This is a genomic window from Niallia sp. HCP3S3_B10, assembly GCF_052064465.1.
In the GTDB taxonomy this organism is placed as follows: domain Bacteria; phylum Bacillota; class Bacilli; order Bacillales; family Cytobacillaceae; genus Niallia; species Niallia hominis.
The window spans coordinates 1-20,212 of the sequence record NZ_JBQHVO010000038.1 but is presented as its reverse complement, the minus strand read 5'-3'; the positions used below and the strand labels follow the sequence as shown (position 1 = coordinate 20,212).

At 36.5% G+C, this 20,212-nt stretch carries 19 protein-coding genes; 3 read left to right on the top strand and 16 right to left on the bottom strand.

Annotated elements, in window-relative coordinates; translation table 11 throughout:
- Positions 1 to 12: 12 nt before the first annotated feature.
- From ACTNDN_RS15925 to rlmD, 9 genes are all read right to left on the bottom strand, one after another.
- Positions 13 to 231: a hypothetical protein gene (locus tag ACTNDN_RS15925; protein ID WP_048717981.1), complete on the bottom strand. Its 219-nt coding sequence runs from the start codon at positions 229 to 231 to the stop codon at positions 13 to 15.
- 46 nt (positions 232 to 277) lie between these two features.
- A complete protein-coding gene (locus ACTNDN_RS15920; RefSeq protein ID WP_239687080.1) occupies positions 278 to 811 on the bottom strand; it encodes an RNA polymerase sigma factor in 534 nt (177 codons plus the stop codon).
- Between the two features lie 472 nt (positions 812 to 1,283).
- Complete coding sequence (locus ACTNDN_RS15915) at positions 1,284 to 3,152, bottom strand: helix-turn-helix domain-containing protein (RefSeq protein WP_048717977.1); 1,869 nt, start codon at positions 3,150 to 3,152, stop codon at positions 1,284 to 1,286.
- A 17-nt stretch (positions 3,153 to 3,169) separates the two neighbouring features.
- Positions 3,170 to 4,630 (bottom strand): LlaJI family restriction endonuclease, encoded by a 1,461-nt coding sequence (locus ACTNDN_RS15910; protein ID WP_048717975.1) that lies wholly within the window; start codon positions 4,628 to 4,630, stop codon positions 3,170 to 3,172.
- Positions 4,627 to 6,846, bottom strand: coding sequence for an AAA family ATPase (locus ACTNDN_RS15905; RefSeq protein ID WP_053094372.1), 2,220 nt, complete (start codon positions 6,844 to 6,846; stop codon positions 4,627 to 4,629). Before ACTNDN_RS15905 ends, ACTNDN_RS15910 begins: the two co-directional genes overlap by 4 nt.
- Positions 6,833 to 7,921 (bottom strand): DNA cytosine methyltransferase, encoded by a 1,089-nt coding sequence (locus tag ACTNDN_RS15900; RefSeq protein WP_048717973.1) that lies wholly within the window; start codon positions 7,919 to 7,921, stop codon positions 6,833 to 6,835. Before ACTNDN_RS15900 ends, ACTNDN_RS15905 begins: the two co-directional genes overlap by 14 nt.
- Entirely contained in the window at positions 7,911 to 8,642 is a 732-nt protein-coding gene (locus tag ACTNDN_RS15895) for a DNA-methyltransferase (protein ID WP_082169272.1), read from the bottom strand. The genes ACTNDN_RS15900 and ACTNDN_RS15895 overlap by 11 nt, the downstream gene beginning before the upstream one ends.
- Positions 8,643 to 8,662: 20 nt before the next feature.
- Positions 8,663 to 8,851 carry a helix-turn-helix domain-containing protein gene (locus ACTNDN_RS15890; protein ID WP_035198876.1) on the bottom strand — a complete coding sequence of 63 codons (189 nt, stop codon included), beginning with the start codon at positions 8,849 to 8,851 and terminating at the stop codon, positions 8,663 to 8,665.
- A gap of 414 nt (positions 8,852 to 9,265) precedes the next feature.
- A complete protein-coding gene (gene rlmD / locus ACTNDN_RS15885) occupies positions 9,266 to 10,663 on the bottom strand; it encodes a 23S rRNA (uracil(1939)-C(5))-methyltransferase RlmD (protein WP_048717971.1) in 1,398 nt (465 codons plus the stop codon).
- 268 nt (positions 10,664 to 10,931) lie between these two features.
- Here rlmD and ACTNDN_RS15880 point away from each other — a divergent pair, with 268 nt between their 5' ends.
- Complete coding sequence (locus ACTNDN_RS15880) at positions 10,932 to 11,072, top strand: hypothetical protein (RefSeq protein ID WP_155986746.1); 141 nt, start codon at positions 10,932 to 10,934, stop codon at positions 11,070 to 11,072.
- 125 nt (positions 11,073 to 11,197) lie between these two features.
- Here the strand turns inward: ACTNDN_RS15880 and ACTNDN_RS15875 are convergent, their stop codons facing one another.
- Positions 11,198 to 11,656 carry an RrF2 family transcriptional regulator gene (locus ACTNDN_RS15875; protein ID WP_031537450.1) on the bottom strand — a complete coding sequence of 153 codons (459 nt, stop codon included), beginning with the start codon at positions 11,654 to 11,656 and terminating at the stop codon, positions 11,198 to 11,200.
- A gap of 170 nt (positions 11,657 to 11,826) precedes the next feature.
- Between ACTNDN_RS15875 and hmpA the strand changes: the two genes are divergently transcribed.
- A complete protein-coding gene (hmpA, locus tag ACTNDN_RS15870) occupies positions 11,827 to 13,035 on the top strand; it encodes an NO-inducible flavohemoprotein (protein WP_031537449.1) in 1,209 nt (402 codons plus the stop codon).
- An 87-nt stretch (positions 13,036 to 13,122) separates the two neighbouring features.
- Here the strand turns inward: hmpA and ACTNDN_RS15865 are convergent, their stop codons facing one another.
- The 6 genes from ACTNDN_RS15865 to ACTNDN_RS15840 form a co-directional block, all read right to left on the bottom strand.
- Complete coding sequence (locus tag ACTNDN_RS15865) at positions 13,123 to 13,956, bottom strand: YitT family protein (protein WP_048718026.1); 834 nt, start codon at positions 13,954 to 13,956, stop codon at positions 13,123 to 13,125.
- Between the two features lie 136 nt (positions 13,957 to 14,092).
- Positions 14,093 to 14,959 carry a DNA-3-methyladenine glycosylase family protein gene (locus tag ACTNDN_RS15860; RefSeq protein ID WP_441131462.1) on the bottom strand — a complete coding sequence of 289 codons (867 nt, stop codon included), beginning with the start codon at positions 14,957 to 14,959 and terminating at the stop codon, positions 14,093 to 14,095.
- 109 nt (positions 14,960 to 15,068) lie between these two features.
- A complete protein-coding gene (gene pdaA, locus ACTNDN_RS15855; RefSeq protein WP_081836630.1) occupies positions 15,069 to 15,818 on the bottom strand; it encodes a delta-lactam-biosynthetic de-N-acetylase in 750 nt (249 codons plus the stop codon).
- A 176-nt stretch (positions 15,819 to 15,994) separates the two neighbouring features.
- Positions 15,995 to 17,536, bottom strand: coding sequence for a fumarate hydratase (locus ACTNDN_RS15850; RefSeq protein WP_048717969.1), 1,542 nt, complete (start codon positions 17,534 to 17,536; stop codon positions 15,995 to 15,997).
- Positions 17,537 to 17,725: 189 nt separating this feature from the next.
- Positions 17,726 to 17,911 carry an SE1561 family protein gene (locus ACTNDN_RS15845; RefSeq protein ID WP_048717967.1) on the bottom strand — a complete coding sequence of 62 codons (186 nt, stop codon included), beginning with the start codon at positions 17,909 to 17,911 and terminating at the stop codon, positions 17,726 to 17,728.
- A 210-nt stretch (positions 17,912 to 18,121) separates the two neighbouring features.
- The gene (locus ACTNDN_RS15840) at positions 18,122 to 18,607 is read right to left on the bottom strand and encodes a YtxH domain-containing protein (protein WP_048717965.1); all 486 of its coding nucleotides are present in this window, start codon (positions 18,605 to 18,607) and stop codon (positions 18,122 to 18,124) included.
- Between the two features lie 354 nt (positions 18,608 to 18,961).
- On the opposite strand from ACTNDN_RS15840, the gene yfkAB reads away from it, so the two are divergent.
- Positions 18,962 to 20,083, top strand: a complete 1,122-nt coding sequence (yfkAB, locus tag ACTNDN_RS15835; protein ID WP_048718025.1) for a radical SAM/CxCxxxxC motif protein YfkAB — start codon at positions 18,962 to 18,964, stop codon at positions 20,081 to 20,083.
- The last annotated feature ends 129 nt before the right edge of the window (positions 20,084 to 20,212 follow it).

Sequence of the window (20,212 nt, the reverse complement as noted above, 5' to 3'; positions counted from 1 at the left end):
TCAGAAACCACATCAAGAAGTAGTTTGATTTTGCTCATGGTTTAATCCCCCCTCCTTAATCTCACTGATGGCGAGTTCCTGTACGGTGTCACCCGGAACAAGAATAGTCAGCTTCTGCTTATCACCAAGTAAGAAACGAAGGAAGCGCTCCCTTATGGTGACATTACGGCAAGTTACAATCCCGCCAGACTGTGGAGTTTTTGAAACACTGATTTTCAAGTTGTGTTTCATGTTCTTCACCTCTTTCCGAGAGCGTTTATGTACTGCCCTCTATCTATTAGCCGTGGCAAGAGGGGAAAGTTGAGGATTCTGGAAAAACTTTTTTTAAATTCTTCTTGGCTGTATTTAAACGGTGTGAAATGGCGCTTTTACTGACACCTTCACGCTCTGCATACTCAGTCATTGTCATGCCATCAAGATATACAGCAATAAAAGGTTCTGAATGTTTTGGCTTGAGAATGGAACGAATAATCTCACAGTAATATTCATAATCTTCCTTTTTAATTCGTGCCACTTCATGGGTATTATCGGGGAGATAGTCCATATGATCCGTTGCATCCTCGGATTCGTCGTCCTTACGGAATGGTTTTTTTGGCATCCCTCTATGTCTGTCAAATTTATGCCAGTTATTGTAGTCGGGCTTGTTAAAACGCTCGTCCATAATCTCCTGTGGTGAACGTCGAGTCACAGTTTCCTTATCTTCGGCACAGGACAGCCTGTCCTCATAGTCCATATCAATCATTACAGTGCAGTCCTCGTCTGGTACCTCCAAATAGGTAGGTTTGTTGTCGTACATAATTCTAATTTTCATTTTGCATCCTTTCCGCCGGACTGCATTGGCGGCAAAGGATACAAAAATAGGTCTGTGCCTCGAAGTACACAGACCCTTTGTCCTGAAAATGAGCGCAACAAGGTAAGGTACTTCTATTGCAACGCATAACAATCCTAAACGGACTGAAACGTAGCAATATGTATCCTTTGCCCTTATTGCAAATCAGGCATTTGATATTTTTTTGTAGACGAGGAATGGTCTAATTCTTGCTAACTACGAAGGACCTTTCCTTCATCTATCATTATTGTAGGTGAGAATTGGACAGCCTTGGCGGACACCTCATGCCCGTTAATTTCAGGCTCAAAATGACGCTTTTCCCAACAAAAACACCTAAAAACAACAATAAAAAAAGCCATACACAAACCCTTAAAAGGATTCATGTATGGCTTACTTAGTTAATAACTAAAAAGCGGACATCCTGTGTCCGCTTTTTCAAAAATATTATTGAATTTTATAATGGCTCTGCGCCATGTTCCTGTAAAAACGTTCTAATCTCATCCATCGATTTTGCATATAGGTGAGTTAATGCAAAGTTATACCAAATATGACTGTTATTATTGAAATTCAATGAAAATGGTGAGTTGCGAATTATATGACTGCTAATATTTGGCGGTAGATGAAGTCCAAGGCAAATCAATACAATGGAATTAATAGATCCCGGTTCCTCACCATTAACGATTCGTCTTATGGTACGCTCGTTGACCAATATTTTCTCTGCTAATTCTTTATAAGTTACTTTTTTCCACTCACGTACTATTTTGAGAGAGCTGGTATAGCTATTTGGCAATTCATTATAGATTCGCATTTCTTCAGCTATTGTTTCAGCTAGTAATTGGGCCTTCTTTTCTGGAGCCGCATACTCAAAACCATTACAATACTTTATATCAAAATCTATATTTGATGTCTTATCACGGTTGAGGAAACATTCAGTATAGTATCTTTCCCTACACCCGGATTTGACTGATAACTCGAAAACCAAGCAGCACTCTTCCATATGGGTTCGTGCGTAGTCAGTAAGTACCGTTTGTCCGAATATATCATGTGTTAAATATTTTGGATAGTTTAGCACAAAGTGAGAATCTACATATATATAACTTCCGTCTCTAACTAGAGCGGCCATTTCTGGATTGGTTATGCTTTGGATGGCAGCATCCTCGGCGCCTATAGAAAAGGTCTGATTTCTTTCAAGCGCACCCTTCTTAAATCTGTGTGGCTTGACGTAGCGACCATCTATATAAGTAAAAGTTCCGATTGCTTCCTCGTATCCAGCATCAATCATTCGAATTTTAGCTGCTGTCCGAGATACGCTGAAGAACGTTGCTAAGGCGTCAATAACTGGCTCCATTACATCTATAAGTTCAGATGTTCCCAGTTCTGAACTGAATTGCTTAATAAATTTGAACGCTTGGGTTTTAAACATAGCAAGTGGCATTTGTATCTTTGGGGCGAGGGCATTCGCCTGCCATTCCATCCAGTCAGTTGCATCTCTGGTATTGTCTTTTATACCTCCGACTACCTGACACTTGATTCGTGTGGCACTGCTATTATATAACCGTTCCAATTCAAATGCTTTTCTATGTTGGTCCCAATGAACACACTCATGCACAATAGTATTATTGACTGATCCCAGGTTACGAAGGAAGTAAGCTTTAGGATCCACGATTATTGTACGGCCACTCACATGGGTCTGTACCATTTCATCGCTATCTTCATCATAAAACTCTGCATCACAGTCGTGAAAGTATATCTGCCCAAAAACAGAGAAATCCTTTGTAATCTCTCTCATTTCTACTGTAAGGCCCATTTTTTCTGCCAACACCTGTGGCTCAACTGCCATTGGGTTTTTTAATGCTTCAGGGTAATGTCTTCTAAGGAAGTCTGTGGCAACAGATTCTAGTTGTTCCTTATGAATGATAGGGACAAGGGAGTCTGACATAGGTTTCGGCTGCTTATTTTTGCTAGTATACTCAGTTATACTAGAGATTGAAAAATCATCCAAATTGCAATCCAAATCTCCTGAGCATTCCAGCATAAACCATTGCCGACAATTTTCTGATTCATCATAACGATGATTTGATTCACGGACTTCGAATTCAGCTTCAACAGCAACATCAAATTCTATTTTCATGTCCGGTAAGTCATTAACAGATACGAACTTTACTTCTATATCTGATAACTCAATGCCGCCGATGTTTTGAACTCTGTATAGCCGTAAGTCTAAGCCATCGTAGTTTTCTTCGGTGAAATCCTGTATGGCAGCAAACATTTTATTATAGAATCTTTCTGCCACATATTCTTTAAATGAACGATTACCTGCCATACTCCCCCACATCCCCTTTATAAATGAAGTAAGCCTATATCCATTTTTTCATTTGCTAAATAGTGCGAGTATATCAATTCTGCGGGCAACTGTCTTATTTGTATATTCTGTAACCCGAGAGCATCTAACATTTCTATATTGACGTATCCCTTATTAATAATGCTATGTTGTTCGGTTGGCATCAAAAAGCAATTTTTAACATCTTGAATTCCATGATCATTAACAAAATTTTTATATGCCAACTGATATAGGTACTGCTTTGTAATATCACCAATTCCAGGTTGTCCCCGTAGTTCTTTTCCATGCTCAAGTTGAATATTATAATACTTAGCATCAAATATAATGAACTGATGTGAGTTATTCATCTTATGGATTGACACAAGGTCTGGGACGAGGGTTTCCCTAGCGGCCTTTTGAAATTCAGAACCATCTTGCTTATAACCATTCCACTTTGGCTTTTCTATTAATGAAATGAGCAGGTCATAAGGATTATATCCGTCAGATAACGAAATAGGCAGTGAACCTAGTGGAGTCTGTAATTGATTGTCCAGTACTTCCGCACACACCTTTTCCCATACTAAATTAAAACTGTTTGTACCAAACATAGTGAAACAATCAATTTCTGCAAGTGTGCTACTATGTGCAACATAGGCGTATAACGTCTTTAGTAATAACTGCTTTCTTGTATTAAACTGCAAATTCAATTCATTTTGTATGCGGTAAAGTATATAGTCTTTTTCTCCAAAGTCATCAAGTTCTTCATCGGACACTTCAACCGGCAGTATATCAAACAAATCCAATAAATCTGCATCTTTTAGTTCCCTAGAGCAAATACTTATAATAGATTCATGGAGTCTTTTAAAGTAATCAAAATCATCATTTATACGTTTTTGTGTAAACAGTTCTATGTAATATGGTCGATTATTACTGAGATAAGTAAAGGTCTCATTTATCGTCTTGTCCCACAGTATTTCACCCGAACCATTAGTTTCAATTATATCCTTTGTATTCGTATATGCACCATTTTCGTAGTAGTCATGTAGCAAGAAAATCATAACAGCAAGCAAGTTGAAAGCACTACTTTCACTGTTATCATTATACATACGAATGATTTGCTCTTTGGCATTATACTTTTCAAGAACTTTTATTATTGTTTTTAACTCAGTTAAGGGATCATTATTAGTTAAGATATATTTAGGATAGCATTTTAATACACAACCCCAAACGGTTATTACGCCAACGAAAGTAAACACATAAAGGTATTCGTTCTCACCAATTTCTACATCTGCAACTTCAATATCCTCTTCCAAAAGGTCTGACATATTTTTTTGAGAATCCGTAGCTTTAACAGCCTTTAGAACACCAAACTCTTTCAAACGCTTAATAATATCTACCGTTTTTTCTTCCGAGCATTGAAAGATGTCCTGTAATTCAGTTTGATTGTATCTTTTCTGTTCTCGGACAAACTTCGATATCATTCTGCACCGTCCCCTGTAAGGTTATTTGTAGGTGCAGTAGCAGGGAATTTATTGCTGATATTTTTGGCAAAGATAAATACACCCTTTTCCTCAAACTCTTTGCAAATAGAAGAGTATGTCGTCTTATCATTACAACCATCAAAAAGAGTCTGGCGTTTTTGCTTTGCTGCGTCATCAAATAAATACATGATAACTTTGCTCTTAAATGTGGCGATAAACTTTGTTGGGTCAATAGGCTCCGTTTCAGGAACGATTTTCCTTGACAGAAAATATGGGCCAAGCAACTTATCCTCATTCACTTTATATGAAAGAAGTTCAGTATTTATCGCTTTACGCAATTCATTCCACTCAACTATTCTCTTGTTTGCACCTTTACCTAGTTCAACAGTTTTACCTACAATTTTTTCTTCGCTATCATCAATACCTAAATAAGTGAAGTCCCATCTACGTTTGAATGCAGTATCCATAGGGAATACTCCTTGGTCAGCACTATTCATAGTTGCCCATATAAACATATTATCTGGAATTTTGATTTCAGAATACTCTTGTGGATTACCTCCTAATTCTTTAGCAAGATATTTTTTAATATCCTCAGATGTTTGAATAGCATATTCACTAACATTATCCTCATCACGGTCTAATAACTGAAATATATCACCAAATACAGCTGCAACATTCGCTCTGTTGATTTCTTCAACAATTAATAAAAATGGCTTAGGACTATCTGACTGAGCATTTTTAAGTGCTTTAACATACGTCCTCATAAATGGGCCAGGAACGTATTCATATGCAATTTCACTAGCAGGTTGTTTATTTGAAATCAGATTTACATATGGCCTAATCGCACGACCATGATTTCGTTCAACGCTATTATCACCACTAGCATCAGAGCCATCTTTTTTCTTAGTTTTAAACTTGTCATCACTATATAATCCTAGTAAAAGTGGTAAGCGAGTTAAATCGCCATCTTTAAATTTTTCATATAGCAAATCATATTTTTCTTGAGCCGTTTTATCATCCAACAGAACAGTTAAAACATCCCTCTCATCTTTGCTTCCAATCAGATTCTTTACTGAATCCACCATCGTAGGCTTGTAAGTTCCCACAAAGTTAGCATACGAATAGTCGGGATGGAAAGTCACACGCTCGTACTCGCCACCATTTTTAAGCAAGGTCTCCTTATCTCGATTTAAAGTATAACTTTTACCTGTTCCTGGAGCACCAAAGATAATTCTATTATGGTGGAAATCAGTTTGATATCCTGTTTTATATTTTATTAATTCAGCATTAGAAGAATCGGTAAGATAGTCATCATTGGATTCATGTGCAGCATCTGCCCCACTCTGTACTTCTTCATACTCATCAATTCCTACGATTTTTGTAGTACTTAGAGACAAGAATGTAGAAACACGTTTTTGATAATCGGCAAGGTTTAGATCCGGATCATTTGTAGAGGTAACTGTTCCACGCGAATAGTTCAAATATGGATTAGTTCCATCATTTAGCGAGGTTTTCAGAACTCGTAATGAACCCTTGGCTTCTTTATCACCATTAATGTCTACTGGTTCGGTGGTAGCTAAAAGTTTACGATAGATGCTATCTTGATTAAAAATTACATCTTGACCACTATCATCAAGTTTAAATACGGCTGTTTCTGACAAAGCCGTTAATACGGACTTAAGCAATTTATCTTCTCGTTCACTTGTGGCAACATTCAATCCCAACCAATTAAGCAAAACTTCCTTATATTTCTCCTCTGCCACAGCCATAGCTACATCAATAATATCCATATTCAAAGTAAAATGTATCTCTTTTGGATATCTCACACCACCTGTTCTCTCAGAACTAACAGGCTTAGTATTATCCTGAAAAACAATTTCGCCCAATTTCCAATACAGTTCAAACGCTACAATAAGAGCTTCCATTTGTGATTTTAATAGTTGATTGTTATTCACCGTTTGACGAAATTGATCATCCGAAACGCCATGAGCACTATACACTGGTGAAGAGTATGCAATAAGCTTATTCATGAGTTCATCCGAAATACGAATTGAATCACCATCTTGAACTGAATATTTTACTTCTGCCGGACGTCCTTCACTCTTCCAAATCAAAATAAAAAGGGCAAGTGTAGCTTTAACGTTGGGCAAAGATGACTTAATGCCAAGCTTTAAATCTATATCTTCATAAATTTCCATGTTTTCAGGCCTTTGCATATGCAGTATCCTCCTTATAGACTTCTATATCTTTCATAATAACCTGAGCAATGGCTTTAGCTAATAAAGGCGGAACAGCATTTCCTACCTGTTTCATTTGAGATCCTTTAGTACCAACAAAGTGAAAGGAGTCTGGGAAAGACTGTATGCGAGCCGCTTCACGAACAGTAATTGCACGATTCAAAAAAGGATGTGTAAACTTTCCTGATGATGGTGTATCAAACCGTGTCGTAATGGTAACAGATACTTCATTTTTTCTCATACGGGTCCAAGTACCACTATAAATAGATTTTGTTAAGTGCTCTTCTGGAAGAACCTCCTTGCCACTATTTGGTGGAATCAATGACAACCTTTCTAAAGCTAAAGCAGAATGATTAGTTGCAACGTGATTATATAAAATAGTTGATTCTTTTCTCAAAGTTTCTTGGTAAGAACTTTGTGGCGGGTTTCTATATTCTTGTTTTTCAGATCCCTCACCAGAATTCAAGTAAGCTAAATCACTTATTGCGTCCCATATTGTTACTTTACCTTCTTGTGGTGTTGGGAGTGAAGGGGCAACATCTCCTTGCTTACCAATAATTATCGCACGTCTTCTATTTTGTGGCACTCCATAATCTGACGCATTTAACACTCCCATGTTTAATTCGTAACCCATGTCATTAAAGAGTTTCTCTAGTTCCTTCTTAAAATACCCGCGTTCAGCAGTAAGTAAATTGGGGACATTTTCCATCACAAAGTACTTTGGTCGTACTTTCTCAACAACTCTCACAAAAGACTTAAAAAGGAAATTACGTTCATCATGAATTGTTTTTCTCTGACCCTTCTGCGAAAATCCTTGACATGGTGGCCCTCCGATAATCACGTCTATTTCCCCAAAATACCTTGAAAATGTTTTTTCAAAATCTACAGTTGTTATATCGGCCACTAACATATCCGTATTAGGATGGTTTATTTTATAGGCATCTGCTATTGAGACATCATATTCATTTGCAAATACTACATCAAATCCCATTTGTTCAAATCCCAAAGACATTCCTCCAACACCTGCAAATAAATCGATTACTTTAGGCTTCATTTTGCACCTCCTCGATACGCTTAGATGCAGCATTAAAATAATCTTTATCTAACTCAATTCCAATAAAGTTTCTATTATGTCTTTTCGCAGCTACTCCAGTTGTTCCGCTTCCCATAAATGGGTCCAAGACAGTATCACCCTCAATAGATAAAATTTCCACAAAATGTTCCATTAATTGTTCTGGCTTTTGAGTAGGGTGCTTGCCATATTTTTTCTCCCCATTCGGTGTAATTGAGGTTTCTATAAAATCATGGATTAAACGCCCTTCATTATTAAATGTACCTGTACGTGTTTTATATGTGAAGTATAGCCATGCTTCAGTTGAATTGACAAAATGGAGATTCATATTTCGTGGCATTGGATTTAACTTATGCCAAATACCTGTAGTCTTATAATAAAATCCACTTTTTTCTGCAAGCCTAATCAACGTTTCAACTTTAATAATTGCCATGAAGACAATCATAGAACCACCTTTTTTTAATACCCTAGCAGACTCCATAAAAAAGTTATCCATTGACTTTTGCCAATCATCAAAGTCAAGGTCATCCCAACCAGCTGCTCCAAAAAAGTTTTCTCTCATTTTTACAAGATTGGTATCTCTATTTTTCATAAAATTCCCTAAATTATATGGGGGATCGGTTATTATCAAATCAACAGATGCATCGTCTAGTTGCTTCATCGTTTCGATACAATCACCGTTGTATAAACGTATTTCTGCCATAAAGCTCTTCCTTCCAAAACTTATTCTATCGCACTTTTTCCACTCTTGACCCATTCATCAACTTCTGAAAGTTTAAACTTCCACTGCCGACCAATTTTATGAGCAGGGATATCAGTTTTTTTTATCCAATTTCGAATTGTATCTTTTGTAACCCCTAAATACTCAGAAATTTCCTCAAGGTTTGACCATTTTTCATTCATCTCATTCATTTCTTTCACCTCGGATATCAAACTGGTGATAATAATTATAGTAATCTATTATAACATAAAACCTATGAATATAAATATTTTAACATAAAATTGCAATATTAAATATGATTTAATGGTAATAGATATGAATTAGCGTTGATATATACTGTTTATATTAAATACTTATTATTTCAATTCCACCTATCATTTCGAACAGATATAGTTTGGACATTTGTTATTTATTACATCTATCCTATCTCCACACCCTACAAAATTATCCATCCTATCTCCTCAACCCTTTGCCCATTTCCACAGTCGATATGTTTCCTTAATAAATAAAAACAAGGGTTTTCGAGACTAAGAATATCCATCGCACAACTGGCAGAATGTTTCCCAATCTCGAAAACCCTTTATTTATCATTACTTTGAATAGCGCTATTTCTCCACCCTAGACATCAAGGCAACACACTCCACGTGCGCCGTATGCGGAAACATATCCACTGGCTGCAAATACTCCACCTTATACTCTTTAGACAAATAATCAATATCCTTCGCCAAAGTAGATGGGTTACAAGAAACATACACAAACTTCTTCGGTTTAACCTTTTTAATCGCATCTAATAACTTACGATCACAGCCTGTTCTCGGCGGATCGACTACAACCACATCAGGACGCCACCCTTCTTCTACCCACTTCGGCAGCCAGTGTTCTGCTGTTCCTGTTACATAGGTTGCGTTTTCGATACCGTGTTTATCTGCATTTTTTTGTGCATCTGTAATCGCAGCTTCGATCGTATCCATCCCTCGGACTTCGCTTGCGCCATCTGCTAGCCATAAGCCTATTGTTCCAACTCCGCAATACGCATCGGCAATCTTTTCTTTCCCTGTTAAAGCAGCTGCTTTTTTGACTTCATCATACAGCTTTACTGTTTGCATAGGATTCAATTGGAAGAACGCTCTTGCAGACAGCTCGAAGTTTAAATCTCCTAGTGTTTCTTGGATAACCTCTTCCCCACTTAAGTGAATTGTTTTTTCTCCAAAAATAAGGGAAGTTTTGTTGCCGTTTATGTTTTGGACTAATGATTTCACTTCTGGTAATCTTTTTTTGATTTCGGCCATCACTAGTTTTTTTCTTGGCATTTCTTTTTGCGTTGTAATCAGTACAACTTGAACCTCTCCAGATTCAAAGCCAGCACGCGTAACAATCGTACGAACGATTCCCTTTTGCTTGCGTTCGTCATAGATTGAAATTTGGAATTCTTCTAAGATTTTGCGAACTTCTTCTGATACTTTGTTCGTTAACGGATGTTGTACCATGCAATTCTGAATTGGAATTAGACGATGGGAATCAAGTCCGTATAGACCTGCAATGATTGCGCCATTTTTTTGCTGTCCCACTTGGAATTGGCTCTTATTGCGATAGTTCCATGGATCTTCCATTCCGATGGTTGGGCGAATATCTAATTTATCGATTTTCAGCTTTGTATGACGTTCTAATGATTGGATAACGATATCCCTTTTTTCCTGTAGCTGCTGGTCATAGGCTAAATGCTGAAGCTGGCATCCACCGCATTGCTCGTAAATGGGACATGGTGCCTGTACGCGAAAGGGGGAAGATTTTCTTATCTTCTTTACCTTTCCTTCCGAAAACTTAGGCTGAACCTTTGTTGCCTCCACTACTACTTCTTCTCCTGGAAGAGCACCTGGCACAAATACAACCTGTCTTTTAAAATAGCCGACTCCTTCGCCATTTATGCCTAATCGCTTGATTGTTAATGGAAAGGTTTGTCCTACCTTCAACTTTGCCATCGTGTTTTGCTGTTTATCTTTCATCTATAATAACTCCTATTATCTTCTATTAAAAATTTACTATTATCTTTCTTCATTCTGTCTTCTTCATATACTAATGCTTCTGCGATAAAATATCCAGTTTCTATTATGAGTAGATGTTGAAATAAATTCCCATCTAATAGAAAAAATACATTCCTTAGGTAAATAGCACTGCAAATAATTACATGATTTAGCACTGAGTTAATAGTAGGTTAATAATACTTTTGTAGACTAGGGTAGTACGAAAAATTACTTTGTTGAGGTGATTCTTTTGAATTTTAAAAAGTTAACATTTGGAATGATGACCGCTTTACTTTTCACAGGAATGTTAGTTGGCTGTTCTGACCAAAATGATGATCAAACAGAAGATAGGGAAACTGAAACACCAGCAGAGAATGAAACAGAAGAATAAGTAAAGAAATATAAAAAACGCAAAGAAGCTGATTTACCATTCCAGTTTCTTTGCGTTTTCTATTTGGATATTAATTGACTTGATAAATAGAAACGATAGAATACTCAGCAGAATAACACACAAATTCAATCTTCATCTGAACTTGTTTTTTGTTTCATGGCAAAATAGTCTTTTAGCATCACCTGATTTTCCGCTATATCTGCAAGTGTGTATTGGTCCAATACTTTGAAAAATTGTTCTAATGCATTGTTCAGGACATGTTTTAACGAACATACCGGCGTAATCACACATGCATTTTTATCCTCAAAGCATTCAACCAAATAAAAATTCTCTTCCGTTTTGCGAATAAGTTCTCCTATATTGATGTCAGCTGGATCCTTTGCTAAGCGAAAGCCACCGCTTCTGCCTCTAATTGTTTCGATATATCCTAGTTTTCCGAGATTGAAAATAATCTTCATTAAGTGATTTTTTGATATCTGATAAACTTCGGATATTTCTTTTATATTTGTAAGTTTGGACGTTTCTTGTGTTGCCAAATAGATTAATACTCTCAAAGAGTAATCAGAATAATTAGTTAACCGCATAACTCTATCTCCTTTTGTTATTTTTACGGTTTTGATAGTGAAAATGTGAACATTTTGTTAAACATGTTAAAAACAGTGAAAAAGATGTATTTAAAATCTTGCTTTTATGTTGACAGACTTTTATCATAAAAGATGTATTTAAAATATTACTTTAAAAGAAGGTTATAAAAATGCTATCACAAAAAACAATGGAGATTATTAAATCTACTGTACCAGTATTACAAGTCCATGGTACACAAATAACTACTGTTTTCTACAAAAATATGTTTTCGGCTCATCCTGAACTTCTGAATATTTTCAACCATGCTAATCAAGCAAAGGGACGTCAACAAACCGCTCTCGCTAATACCGTATTAGCAGCAGCACAAAATATTGATCGACTCGAGACCATTATACCAGTTGTCAAACAAATCGCCCACAAACACCGCAGTTTAATGATTAAAGCAGAGCATTATCCAATTGTTGGTGAATTTCTATTAAAAGCAATCAAGGAAGTTCTAGGGGATGCTGCTACTGATGAGATTATCCAAGCTTGGGCTGATGCATATGGTGCAATTGCACAAGTATTTATTGATATTGAAAAACAAATGTATGAAGAAAGTGCTACTAAAAGTGGTGGTTGGTCTGATTATAAGGAATTTAAAATTATCAAAAAGGTAAAAGAAAGTGATGTGATTACTTCCTTTTACCTAGCTCCAGCAGACGGAAGCTCTTTACCAGCCTATGAAGCAGGTCAATATATTACAATCCGTTTATCAATTCCTGGAGAGAAATTCTTATTTAATCGCCAATATAGCTTATCAAGTGCAAGTAATAAAGAATATTTCCGAATCTCTGTCAAAAAAGAAGCGTCAGTAGAAAATCCGGATGGAAAAGTATCTAATTATCTACATAGTGATATAAATGTAGATGATACGTTAGAAGTTACTGTACCTGCTGGCGATTTTACGCTAATAAAAGAAGAAAGCCCTATTGTTTTTATCAGTGGTGGTGTTGGTATTACACCATTTATGAGTATGGTAGCAACAATTGCCGAAGAGCAGCCAAATAGAAAGGTAAACTTTATCCATTCTGCAAGAAACGGCGCTATCCAAGCATTTAATGAGGAGTTAATCAGTATAAAAGATAGAATCACTAACTTCCAGCTTTCTTATATTTACGAAAATCCAACAGAGAAGGATAAATTAAATCCTTTCTTTAAGAAGGCTGGCTACATTGACTCAGAATGGCTAAAAGAAAGTGCAATCGTTGCAGAAGGGGATTACTATGTTTGTGGACCAGTTCCATTTTTACAGACAGTAGTAAAAGGCTTGAAAGACAATGGTATCGATGATGCGCATATTCATTATGAATTCTTTGGACCATCATTAAAATTATAAGCTAGTTCATATAAAAGCGAATGTGTTTTAATTAAAAACGCAAAAAAGGAAAGCCGAGTTTTTTTCACAACTAGCTTTCCTTTTCTATTAATGAATATCCCGTTTTTTAAAGTTTCCGCCCTTTACTTCTGAAACATCGTAAATAGCGACAAACGCTTTAGGATCTAATTCATGTATTATTTCCTTCATTTTTCTTTCTTCCATGCGGCTGACTACACAGGTGATTTCTTTAAATTGTTCGTTAGAATATCCGCCTTCCGCAAGCGTATAGGTAGCACTACGTCCTAAGCGATCACGAATCGTTTCTACCATTATTTCCGGCTCTTCTGTAATAATTTTAAATGTCTTTGATCCACTTAAACCTTCTTCTACAATATGGATTACTTTAGAGGCAATGAAGTATGCGATAGCGGATAAAATAGCTCCTTGGAGGCCAAATACCGTAGACACGAAAATAAAAACAAACATATTTAAAAATAAGATTAAATCACTTGTTCCAAATGGTAATTTTCTTGAAAGCAATACAGCTAACATATCAATTCCATCTAATGCCCCACCGTTACGTAAGGCTAAACCCATTCCAAAACCGATGATAATCCCACCAACAACCGTTATCAGAAGGGTATCTCCTTCAATTATTGTTGGAACATGATGCATTAAACTTGTACTGACAGCTAAAGATAGTATGCCGATAACGGAATATACAGCAAAACTTTTCCCTATCTGTTTATATCCTAAAAATATAAAGGGAATATTTAATATTCCAATTAAAATCCCGAGGGGAAATCCAGTTAACTGAGAACCAACGATACTTAAACCTGTAACTCCTCCATCAGAGACTGCATTTGGAATAAGGACTGCTTCTAGTCCATACCCTGTGATAATTCCACCAATTATCACTAATAGTGCTCGTGAAGCCATAAGAAGCTTCTTTTGTTTTTTCTGTGTTTTCTTCTGCAATTTACTTTCCTCGTTTCAAACTATTTAAATAATCAGCTTATTTAGCTTATATTTTACCATAATTACTATTATTAAACGACTAAAGGAAATTCACTCCCTATTCAATACTTCTCCACAAATAAAGGGAAGCATAGCTTAAATATGGATGCCATTTTGGAAGCATTGCCTCCATTTCCTCTTTTGTTGGTTTTTGTTCTAATTTTAAGAGTTTCTTGATGGCATTTTGAATACCGATATCTGCTAGGGGAAAAAGATTATTTCTCCCTAAACCAAATAGCAATACATTCTGAATTGTCCATTGACCAATACCCCGATAACGTAGGAGTTCTGCCATAATTTCTTCATCCGACTTTTCATATAGGCTGTCTATATGTAAATTACCTTTCTGAATTTCTTTTGATAGATCTATAATATACTCTGCTTTTCTCGTACTAAATGGAAGGGCTCGCAATTCTTCCACAGTCAATCTTGCTACCGTTTCAGGCAATGGATAAAACCAAACACCATTTTTTTTAATCCCATAAGTAGTAACAAATCTTTGTGTTAAAGTAAATGCGAATTTAAGGTTCAGCTGTTGATGAATGATACATTTCACAAGACTATTATATGGGTGAAAATCCAACACAATTGGCGTGCCATAATGCTCTTCAAAAATTTGCTTTAAATTTGATTTTTGAAAATGTTCATGAATGGCTTGCAAGGATACATCCCATCTGAAAATTCTACAGATTTCTCTCTTAATGAGCTCATGTATGGATGTGTCCACCTCATCAAGCTCTACCAGAAAGGTTGGGTTATCCGTTGTTCCAGTTGCTTGTACTTTCACTACAATCGGTTTTTTATGTATACGAATTGGTACTTTGACCCATCTTTCTTCCTTGTTCAGGACATGCAATGGGTCCAATGCTAGCCGACTTAATACCAAATCAAAATTATATGGTCCTGGAATGTTAATTGTATGCAAATAGCATCACCTGTTCTCATTTTACTTTTATTATAGCATAATTAGAGGTGTACAAATCCATTGAAAAGCCCAAATGGAGGGGAGCTCTATTCGGGCGGGGAAACACTATTTAATGGAATATTCCTTCATCCATTTCTCTTTTCATTGTTAAATCATCTAAGCTTTTAAACGTATAGCCTCTTTTTTTCAAGTCCTTAATTGCTTGTTCCAATGCATCTGCATTATCTTTCGAGACAGTATGAAGCAATAAAATACAGCCTGGATGAACTTGTTTCATAATATTATCATAGCTATATTGCCAGCCTTTTTGCTGATCTGTCTTCCAATCCACAAAAGCAAGGGACCAGAATACTTGCGTGTAGCCAAGTTCTTTCGCAAGCTTTAATGTTCTCTCACTAAAAATCCCACGGGGAGGTCGTAAATAGGTCATCCCTTTTTTCCCTGTTAGTGCCTCTGTCTCTGTTACCACTGATTCAAGCTCCTGTTTTAGCTTTTCATCACTTACTTGTGTAAAATCTGGGTGATGGTAAGAATGGTTGCCAATAATATGTCCTTCTGCTGCCATTCTTTTTACAAGATCAGGAGCACTTTTCAAATAATGACCTGTTACAAAAAAGGTTGCTGGCACTTTTTCCTTTTTTAATATATCTAGTATCTTACCTGTATAACCATTTTCATAACCATTATCAAAGGTTAAGTAAAGTACCTTCTTTTCGCTTGTATCTTTATAGTAAGCACCATATTTTTCAAGTAATTCATCTAATTCTTTTCCCGCTTCTGCCGGCTGCTCATTTACCCCTTTTTTAAATCCCCAGCTTAGCGGTTTATTGGATACATTCGCTAAAACAGGAAGTGACATGAAACAAAAAGCAGAAAAGAAAATAAACGTTTTGATGGCCAATTTCAATGAAATTCCTCCTTTGCCTTACATTCCTTTTGTTATTTTCTGTAGGCTGGAGGAATTCATTCTTGGTAATAAAAAACAACGAAATGGTAGAGAAAAAACGGCTAATATACAGCCGTTTTTCTCAAAATTTATTTATATACACGCTCTTTAAATTGTGCTAATTTTTCTAAGGAAGACATTTCAATATCTTTATGCAGTGAATTGCCATGGGCATCCATAGTAACTACGGCTTTAAATCCTTCTACCTTTAAATGCCACATTGCTTCTGGTATGCCAAATTGCATAAGATCTACCCCTTCTACTGACTTGATGCAATCTGCATAGTATTGAGCCGCTCCTCCAATGGCATTTAAATAGACGCCGCCATGTTCTTCTAACGCTTTTAATGTTTTTGCCCCCATACCGCCTTTTCCGATAACGGCTCGTATGCCAAATTTTTTCATGATGTCCCCTTGATAAGGCTCTTCTCGAATACTCGTTGTCGGTCCAGCTGCTTTAACCTGCCAATTTCCATCCTTATCTTTTAGCATTACTGGTCCACAATGGTATATAATTTGCCCATTTAAATCAATTGGCGCATCATTTGTACTTAAATACTTATGAATAGCATCTCTGCCTGTATACATCATGCCCGTAATTTCAACTACGTCTCCAACTTTCAATTGACGGATAGCCTCTTCACTGATTGGTGCCTGGAGTGTAATAACTTCCTCTGTAGCAGCTGCTTCATCCTGCTCATCAGCTTCTGCCTTAAAGTTAATTTTATCCCCTTCTTGGTATTGCCATTCCTTGATTTCACCTGTATCAGGACTTACAGAAATCGCTAATCTGCGGAATGCCCAGCAATTATAAGCAACAGATACAAAGAAACTTGCAGGAATCCGGTTCATCACACCAATTTTACAGCCTAAAAGTGTTGTTTCCCCGCCAAATCCCATTGTACCTATCCCTAATTTATTGGCATTTTCCATTATATAGTCTTCAAGTTCTGCTAATTCTGGAATATCGTTTGTATCATCTACTGAGCGAAAAAGCTGTTCCTTCGCTAAATCATAGCCAGCAGAGCGGTCTCCACCAATTCCCACACCAATGAAACCAGCACTGCATCCTTGCCCTTGTGCCTGATAAATAGAATGTAGAATACATTTACGGATTCCGTCTAAATCGCGTCCAGCTCTACCTAAACCTTCTAATTCACTAGGAAGACTGTATTGAATATTTTTATTTTCACAGCCGCCACCTTTTAAAATTAAACGAATATCGATATAATCCTTTTCCCATTGTTCAAACTTAATGACAGGTGTACCTGCCCCTAAATTATTTCCACTGTTCTCCCCTGTAAGAGAATCAACAGAATTCGGTCTAAGCTTACCATTTTTTGTGGCAAGCTCCATGCTTTCGTATATAGCTGCTTTTATTTCCAGCTGATTGACATCAATTGGTGTCTTAATTTTAAAAGTTGGCAACCCTGTATCTTGGCATATAGGTGAGACTTCCTTATCTGCCATACCAATATTTTGCGTAATTGTTGCTAAGCTCATCGCAGAACGTGTTCCAGCATTTTCTGACGCTGTAGCTTTTGCAATCGCCCGTCGCACATCTTTTGGAAGATTGGTCGATGTTTCTACAATTAAATCGTAAATGCTCTTCTTCAGATTTTCAAAATACATGCTTCTCCCCCTCATTTGAAAAGCGCAAGGAATCCTTGCAAATTTTATTATTGCATTCAAATAACTCCCTATAAAAAATTATACTCTTCTCTCCTGCAATAGAGAAGTAATTTGCAATCGTTTACATAAATATTCCAAAAATCTCTATTAAAAATGCTTGGATGAATTTTTCATCCAAGCAGCTCTTTATTACATATCTCTATGCCTAAATTCATTACATTTCGATTCAATTTCGTCTATCATTTCAATTAAACGATCAATATCTTCTAATTCTGCTTCTTCTGGATCAATCGCATCTAGTACATCCATAAACATATTTAATCTTGTCTTTAAAAAAGTAACTTGCTCATTTTTATCAGTAATAGAACTACCCAATGTATTCTCTCCTTTCAAAACTACCTAATAATCGTATCGAATTTTCTCCCATTCGGCAACCTTTCCTTATTATAGCTTTACACATGTGTTATCTTTCTACACCGTTATTCCATTGTTTTACTAGTTGCTGCAATTAAACTAACGACTAAAAGGAGCATCTAGCAAAACAATCTAGATGCTCCTTTCCCTATATGCGCTATTTGATGTTGCTTATGAAAGTACTGTGTCTGTTTTCATCACTTCTTTATCTGCTGTAGCAGGAAGCTGTGGCTTTTCTTCTAAATCGGATGATTCAATAATTTGATCTTTTGTCGTGATGATTTTCTTTGTAATGCGTTTATACTGGTTCATTGTTTGAAAATAAAGCTGTTTGAAATCATCTGAAATCTCTTTTAAATCCTTTGATCGTTCTTTTAAGGTAGATTGAATCTGCTTGTACAATCCTTGGGTCTCTGTCGCAATATCCTTCATTGCATCAGCAGAAATACTCATTCTTTCCTTACAATTGCTCTTGAACTCATCAGGATTTTCTTTATAGCTTTGAACAAAACGAGTGCCTGTGTCCTTAAGATGTTCTACCCTCTGCATTGTTCTTCTTCTTGTGGCTGGATCTATCAGAGAAACCGTGACACCAATGACACTTCCAATTACTAAGCCTGTTACTATTTTATTTCCTTGCTTTGTTGCATTAGACATATCATTCATCTCCCTTCTTCTCATTATTCGTTTCTTTTCCCCTACAAGCAGCATTTAAAACAAGGATGTTTCTAAAAAATTGTTGTTTTTTTAATAGTAGGAAAAATAAAGAAGCCGGAATACACGTAGACTCTAGTGGAATCAACACGAACCCCACGGAAAGTGAATCTACTCCGGCTGAGGGCGATAGGAGCAAACTTTACGAAAAAAGGGCCTAAAACAAAAACATTTGACAGATAGGATTTTTCCTTTAATAATGACAAGGGGCCAGATGGCAAGATAATGATAAAAATCGCATTCTATACCTTAATTGCACATAGATATAGTTTAACTATTTTTTTAAAGGAGCTTAAAATGATTACAGAAAAAAATATAATTACTCCAAGCATTGACCCTTGGGAAGCTTATATGGATATGGAGCAGCATGGAAAATTAACTTTATCCAATATTGAATTCACCACAACCACCTTATGTAATATGCGCTGTGAACATTGCGCTGTTGGTTATACGCTTCAGCCCAAAGATCCGAATGCCTTGCCAATTGATTTATTGCTGAAAAAACTGGATGAAATTCCTCATTTGCGTTCCCTTAGTATTACAGGCGGAGAACCAATGATGAGTAGAAAATCTGTGGAAAATTATGTCGTGCCGCTTTTTAAATATGCACACAGTCGTGGCGTAAAGACACAGTTGAATTCCAATCTAACACTAGGACTTGATCGTTATGAACCTGTAATTCCTTACTTAGATGTATTGCATATCTCCCACAACTGGGGAACAGAAGAGGAATTTGCAGAACGCGGATTTGCCATGATGGCACGCAAGCCAACGTATGAGCAAAGAGGTAAACTATTTAACAACATTATTACAAACAGTAGAGCATTAGTAGAAGCAGGCGTCGTTGTTTCGGCAGAGACGATGCTTAATAAACGTACCCTCCCATATTTAGAGCATATCCACCGACAAATTGTCGAAGAAATGAAATGTCAAAGGCACGAGATTCACCCAATGTACCCATCAGATTTTGCTTCTGCTCTAGAAACTTTGTCATTAAATGAAATTAGAGACAGCATCAACCATCTTTTAGATATTCGTGATGAAAATGTGTGGATGCTATTTGGTACACTTCCATTTTATCCTTGTAACAAGAAGGAAGAAGACTTACAGCTCTTAAATCGCCTCTATTCCAGTAAAAATGTAACGGTCCGCAATGATCCAGACGGTCGTTCTCGCTTAAATGTCAATATTTTTACCGGCGACGTTATTGTGACAGACTTCGGCGATACGCCAGCACTTGGAAATATCCAACAAGATAATTTAGAGGATATTTTTCAAAAATGGCTGTCTACTGATTTAGCCAGCTCATTAAATTGCCATTGCCCTGCTGTCAAATGCCTCGGTCCAAACGTACTTGTAAAAAATAGCTATTATCAAGATGTTGATTTTACTACGAGAAAAGCATTAATTAGTAGATAAAGGAAATCAGTGCTCATTTTTGAAAGAATGGGCACTTTTTTAATTAGTTTTGAGTATGTAACAGCTTTTTGAAAACTACTCTCTGCTCTTCCTGTTGCTTTTTTGGCGTTCTTCCTCCATCAAAACTAC

Bases quoted from the DNA above. Each gene is read 5' to 3' on its own strand.
- ACTNDN_RS15925 (WP_048717981.1), bottom strand. From the start codon at position 231: ATGAAACACAACTTGAAAATCAGTGTTTCAAAAACTCCACAGTCTGGC.
- ACTNDN_RS15920 (WP_239687080.1), bottom strand. From the start codon at position 811: ATGAAAATTAGAATTATGTACGACAACAAACCTACCTATTTGGAGGTA.
- ACTNDN_RS15915 (WP_048717977.1), bottom strand. From the start codon at position 3,152: ATGGCAGGTAATCGTTCATTTAAAGAATATGTGGCAGAAAGATTCTAT.
- ACTNDN_RS15910 (WP_048717975.1), bottom strand. From the start codon at position 4,630: ATGATATCGAAGTTTGTCCGAGAACAGAAAAGATACAATCAAACTGAA.
- ACTNDN_RS15905 (WP_053094372.1), bottom strand. From the start codon at position 6,846: ATGCAAAGGCCTGAAAACATGGAAATTTATGAAGATATAGATTTAAAG.
- ACTNDN_RS15900 (WP_048717973.1), bottom strand. From the start codon at position 7,921: ATGAAGCCTAAAGTAATCGATTTATTTGCAGGTGTTGGAGGAATGTCT.
- ACTNDN_RS15895 (WP_082169272.1), bottom strand. From the start codon at position 8,642: ATGGCAGAAATACGTTTATACAACGGTGATTGTATCGAAACGATGAAG.
- ACTNDN_RS15890 (WP_035198876.1), bottom strand. From the start codon at position 8,851: ATGAATGAGATGAATGAAAAATGGTCAAACCTTGAGGAAATTTCTGAG.
- rlmD (WP_048717971.1), bottom strand. From the start codon at position 10,663: ATGAAAGATAAACAGCAAAACACGATGGCAAAGTTGAAGGTAGGACAA.
- ACTNDN_RS15875 (WP_031537450.1), bottom strand. From the start codon at position 11,656: ATGCGGTTAACTAATTATTCTGATTACTCTTTGAGAGTATTAATCTAT.
- hmpA (WP_031537449.1), top strand. From the start codon at position 11,827: ATGCTATCACAAAAAACAATGGAGATTATTAAATCTACTGTACCAGTA.
- ACTNDN_RS15865 (WP_048718026.1), bottom strand. From the start codon at position 13,956: ATGGCTTCACGAGCACTATTAGTGATAATTGGTGGAATTATCACAGGG.
- pdaA (WP_081836630.1), bottom strand. From the start codon at position 15,818: ATGTCACTTCCTGTTTTAGCGAATGTATCCAATAAACCGCTAAGCTGG.
- ACTNDN_RS15850 (WP_048717969.1), bottom strand. From the start codon at position 17,536: ATGTATTTTGAAAATCTGAAGAAGAGCATTTACGATTTAATTGTAGAA.
- ACTNDN_RS15840 (WP_048717965.1), bottom strand. From the start codon at position 18,607: ATGTCTAATGCAACAAAGCAAGGAAATAAAATAGTAACAGGCTTAGTA.
- yfkAB (WP_048718025.1), top strand. From the start codon at position 18,962: ATGATTACAGAAAAAAATATAATTACTCCAAGCATTGACCCTTGGGAA.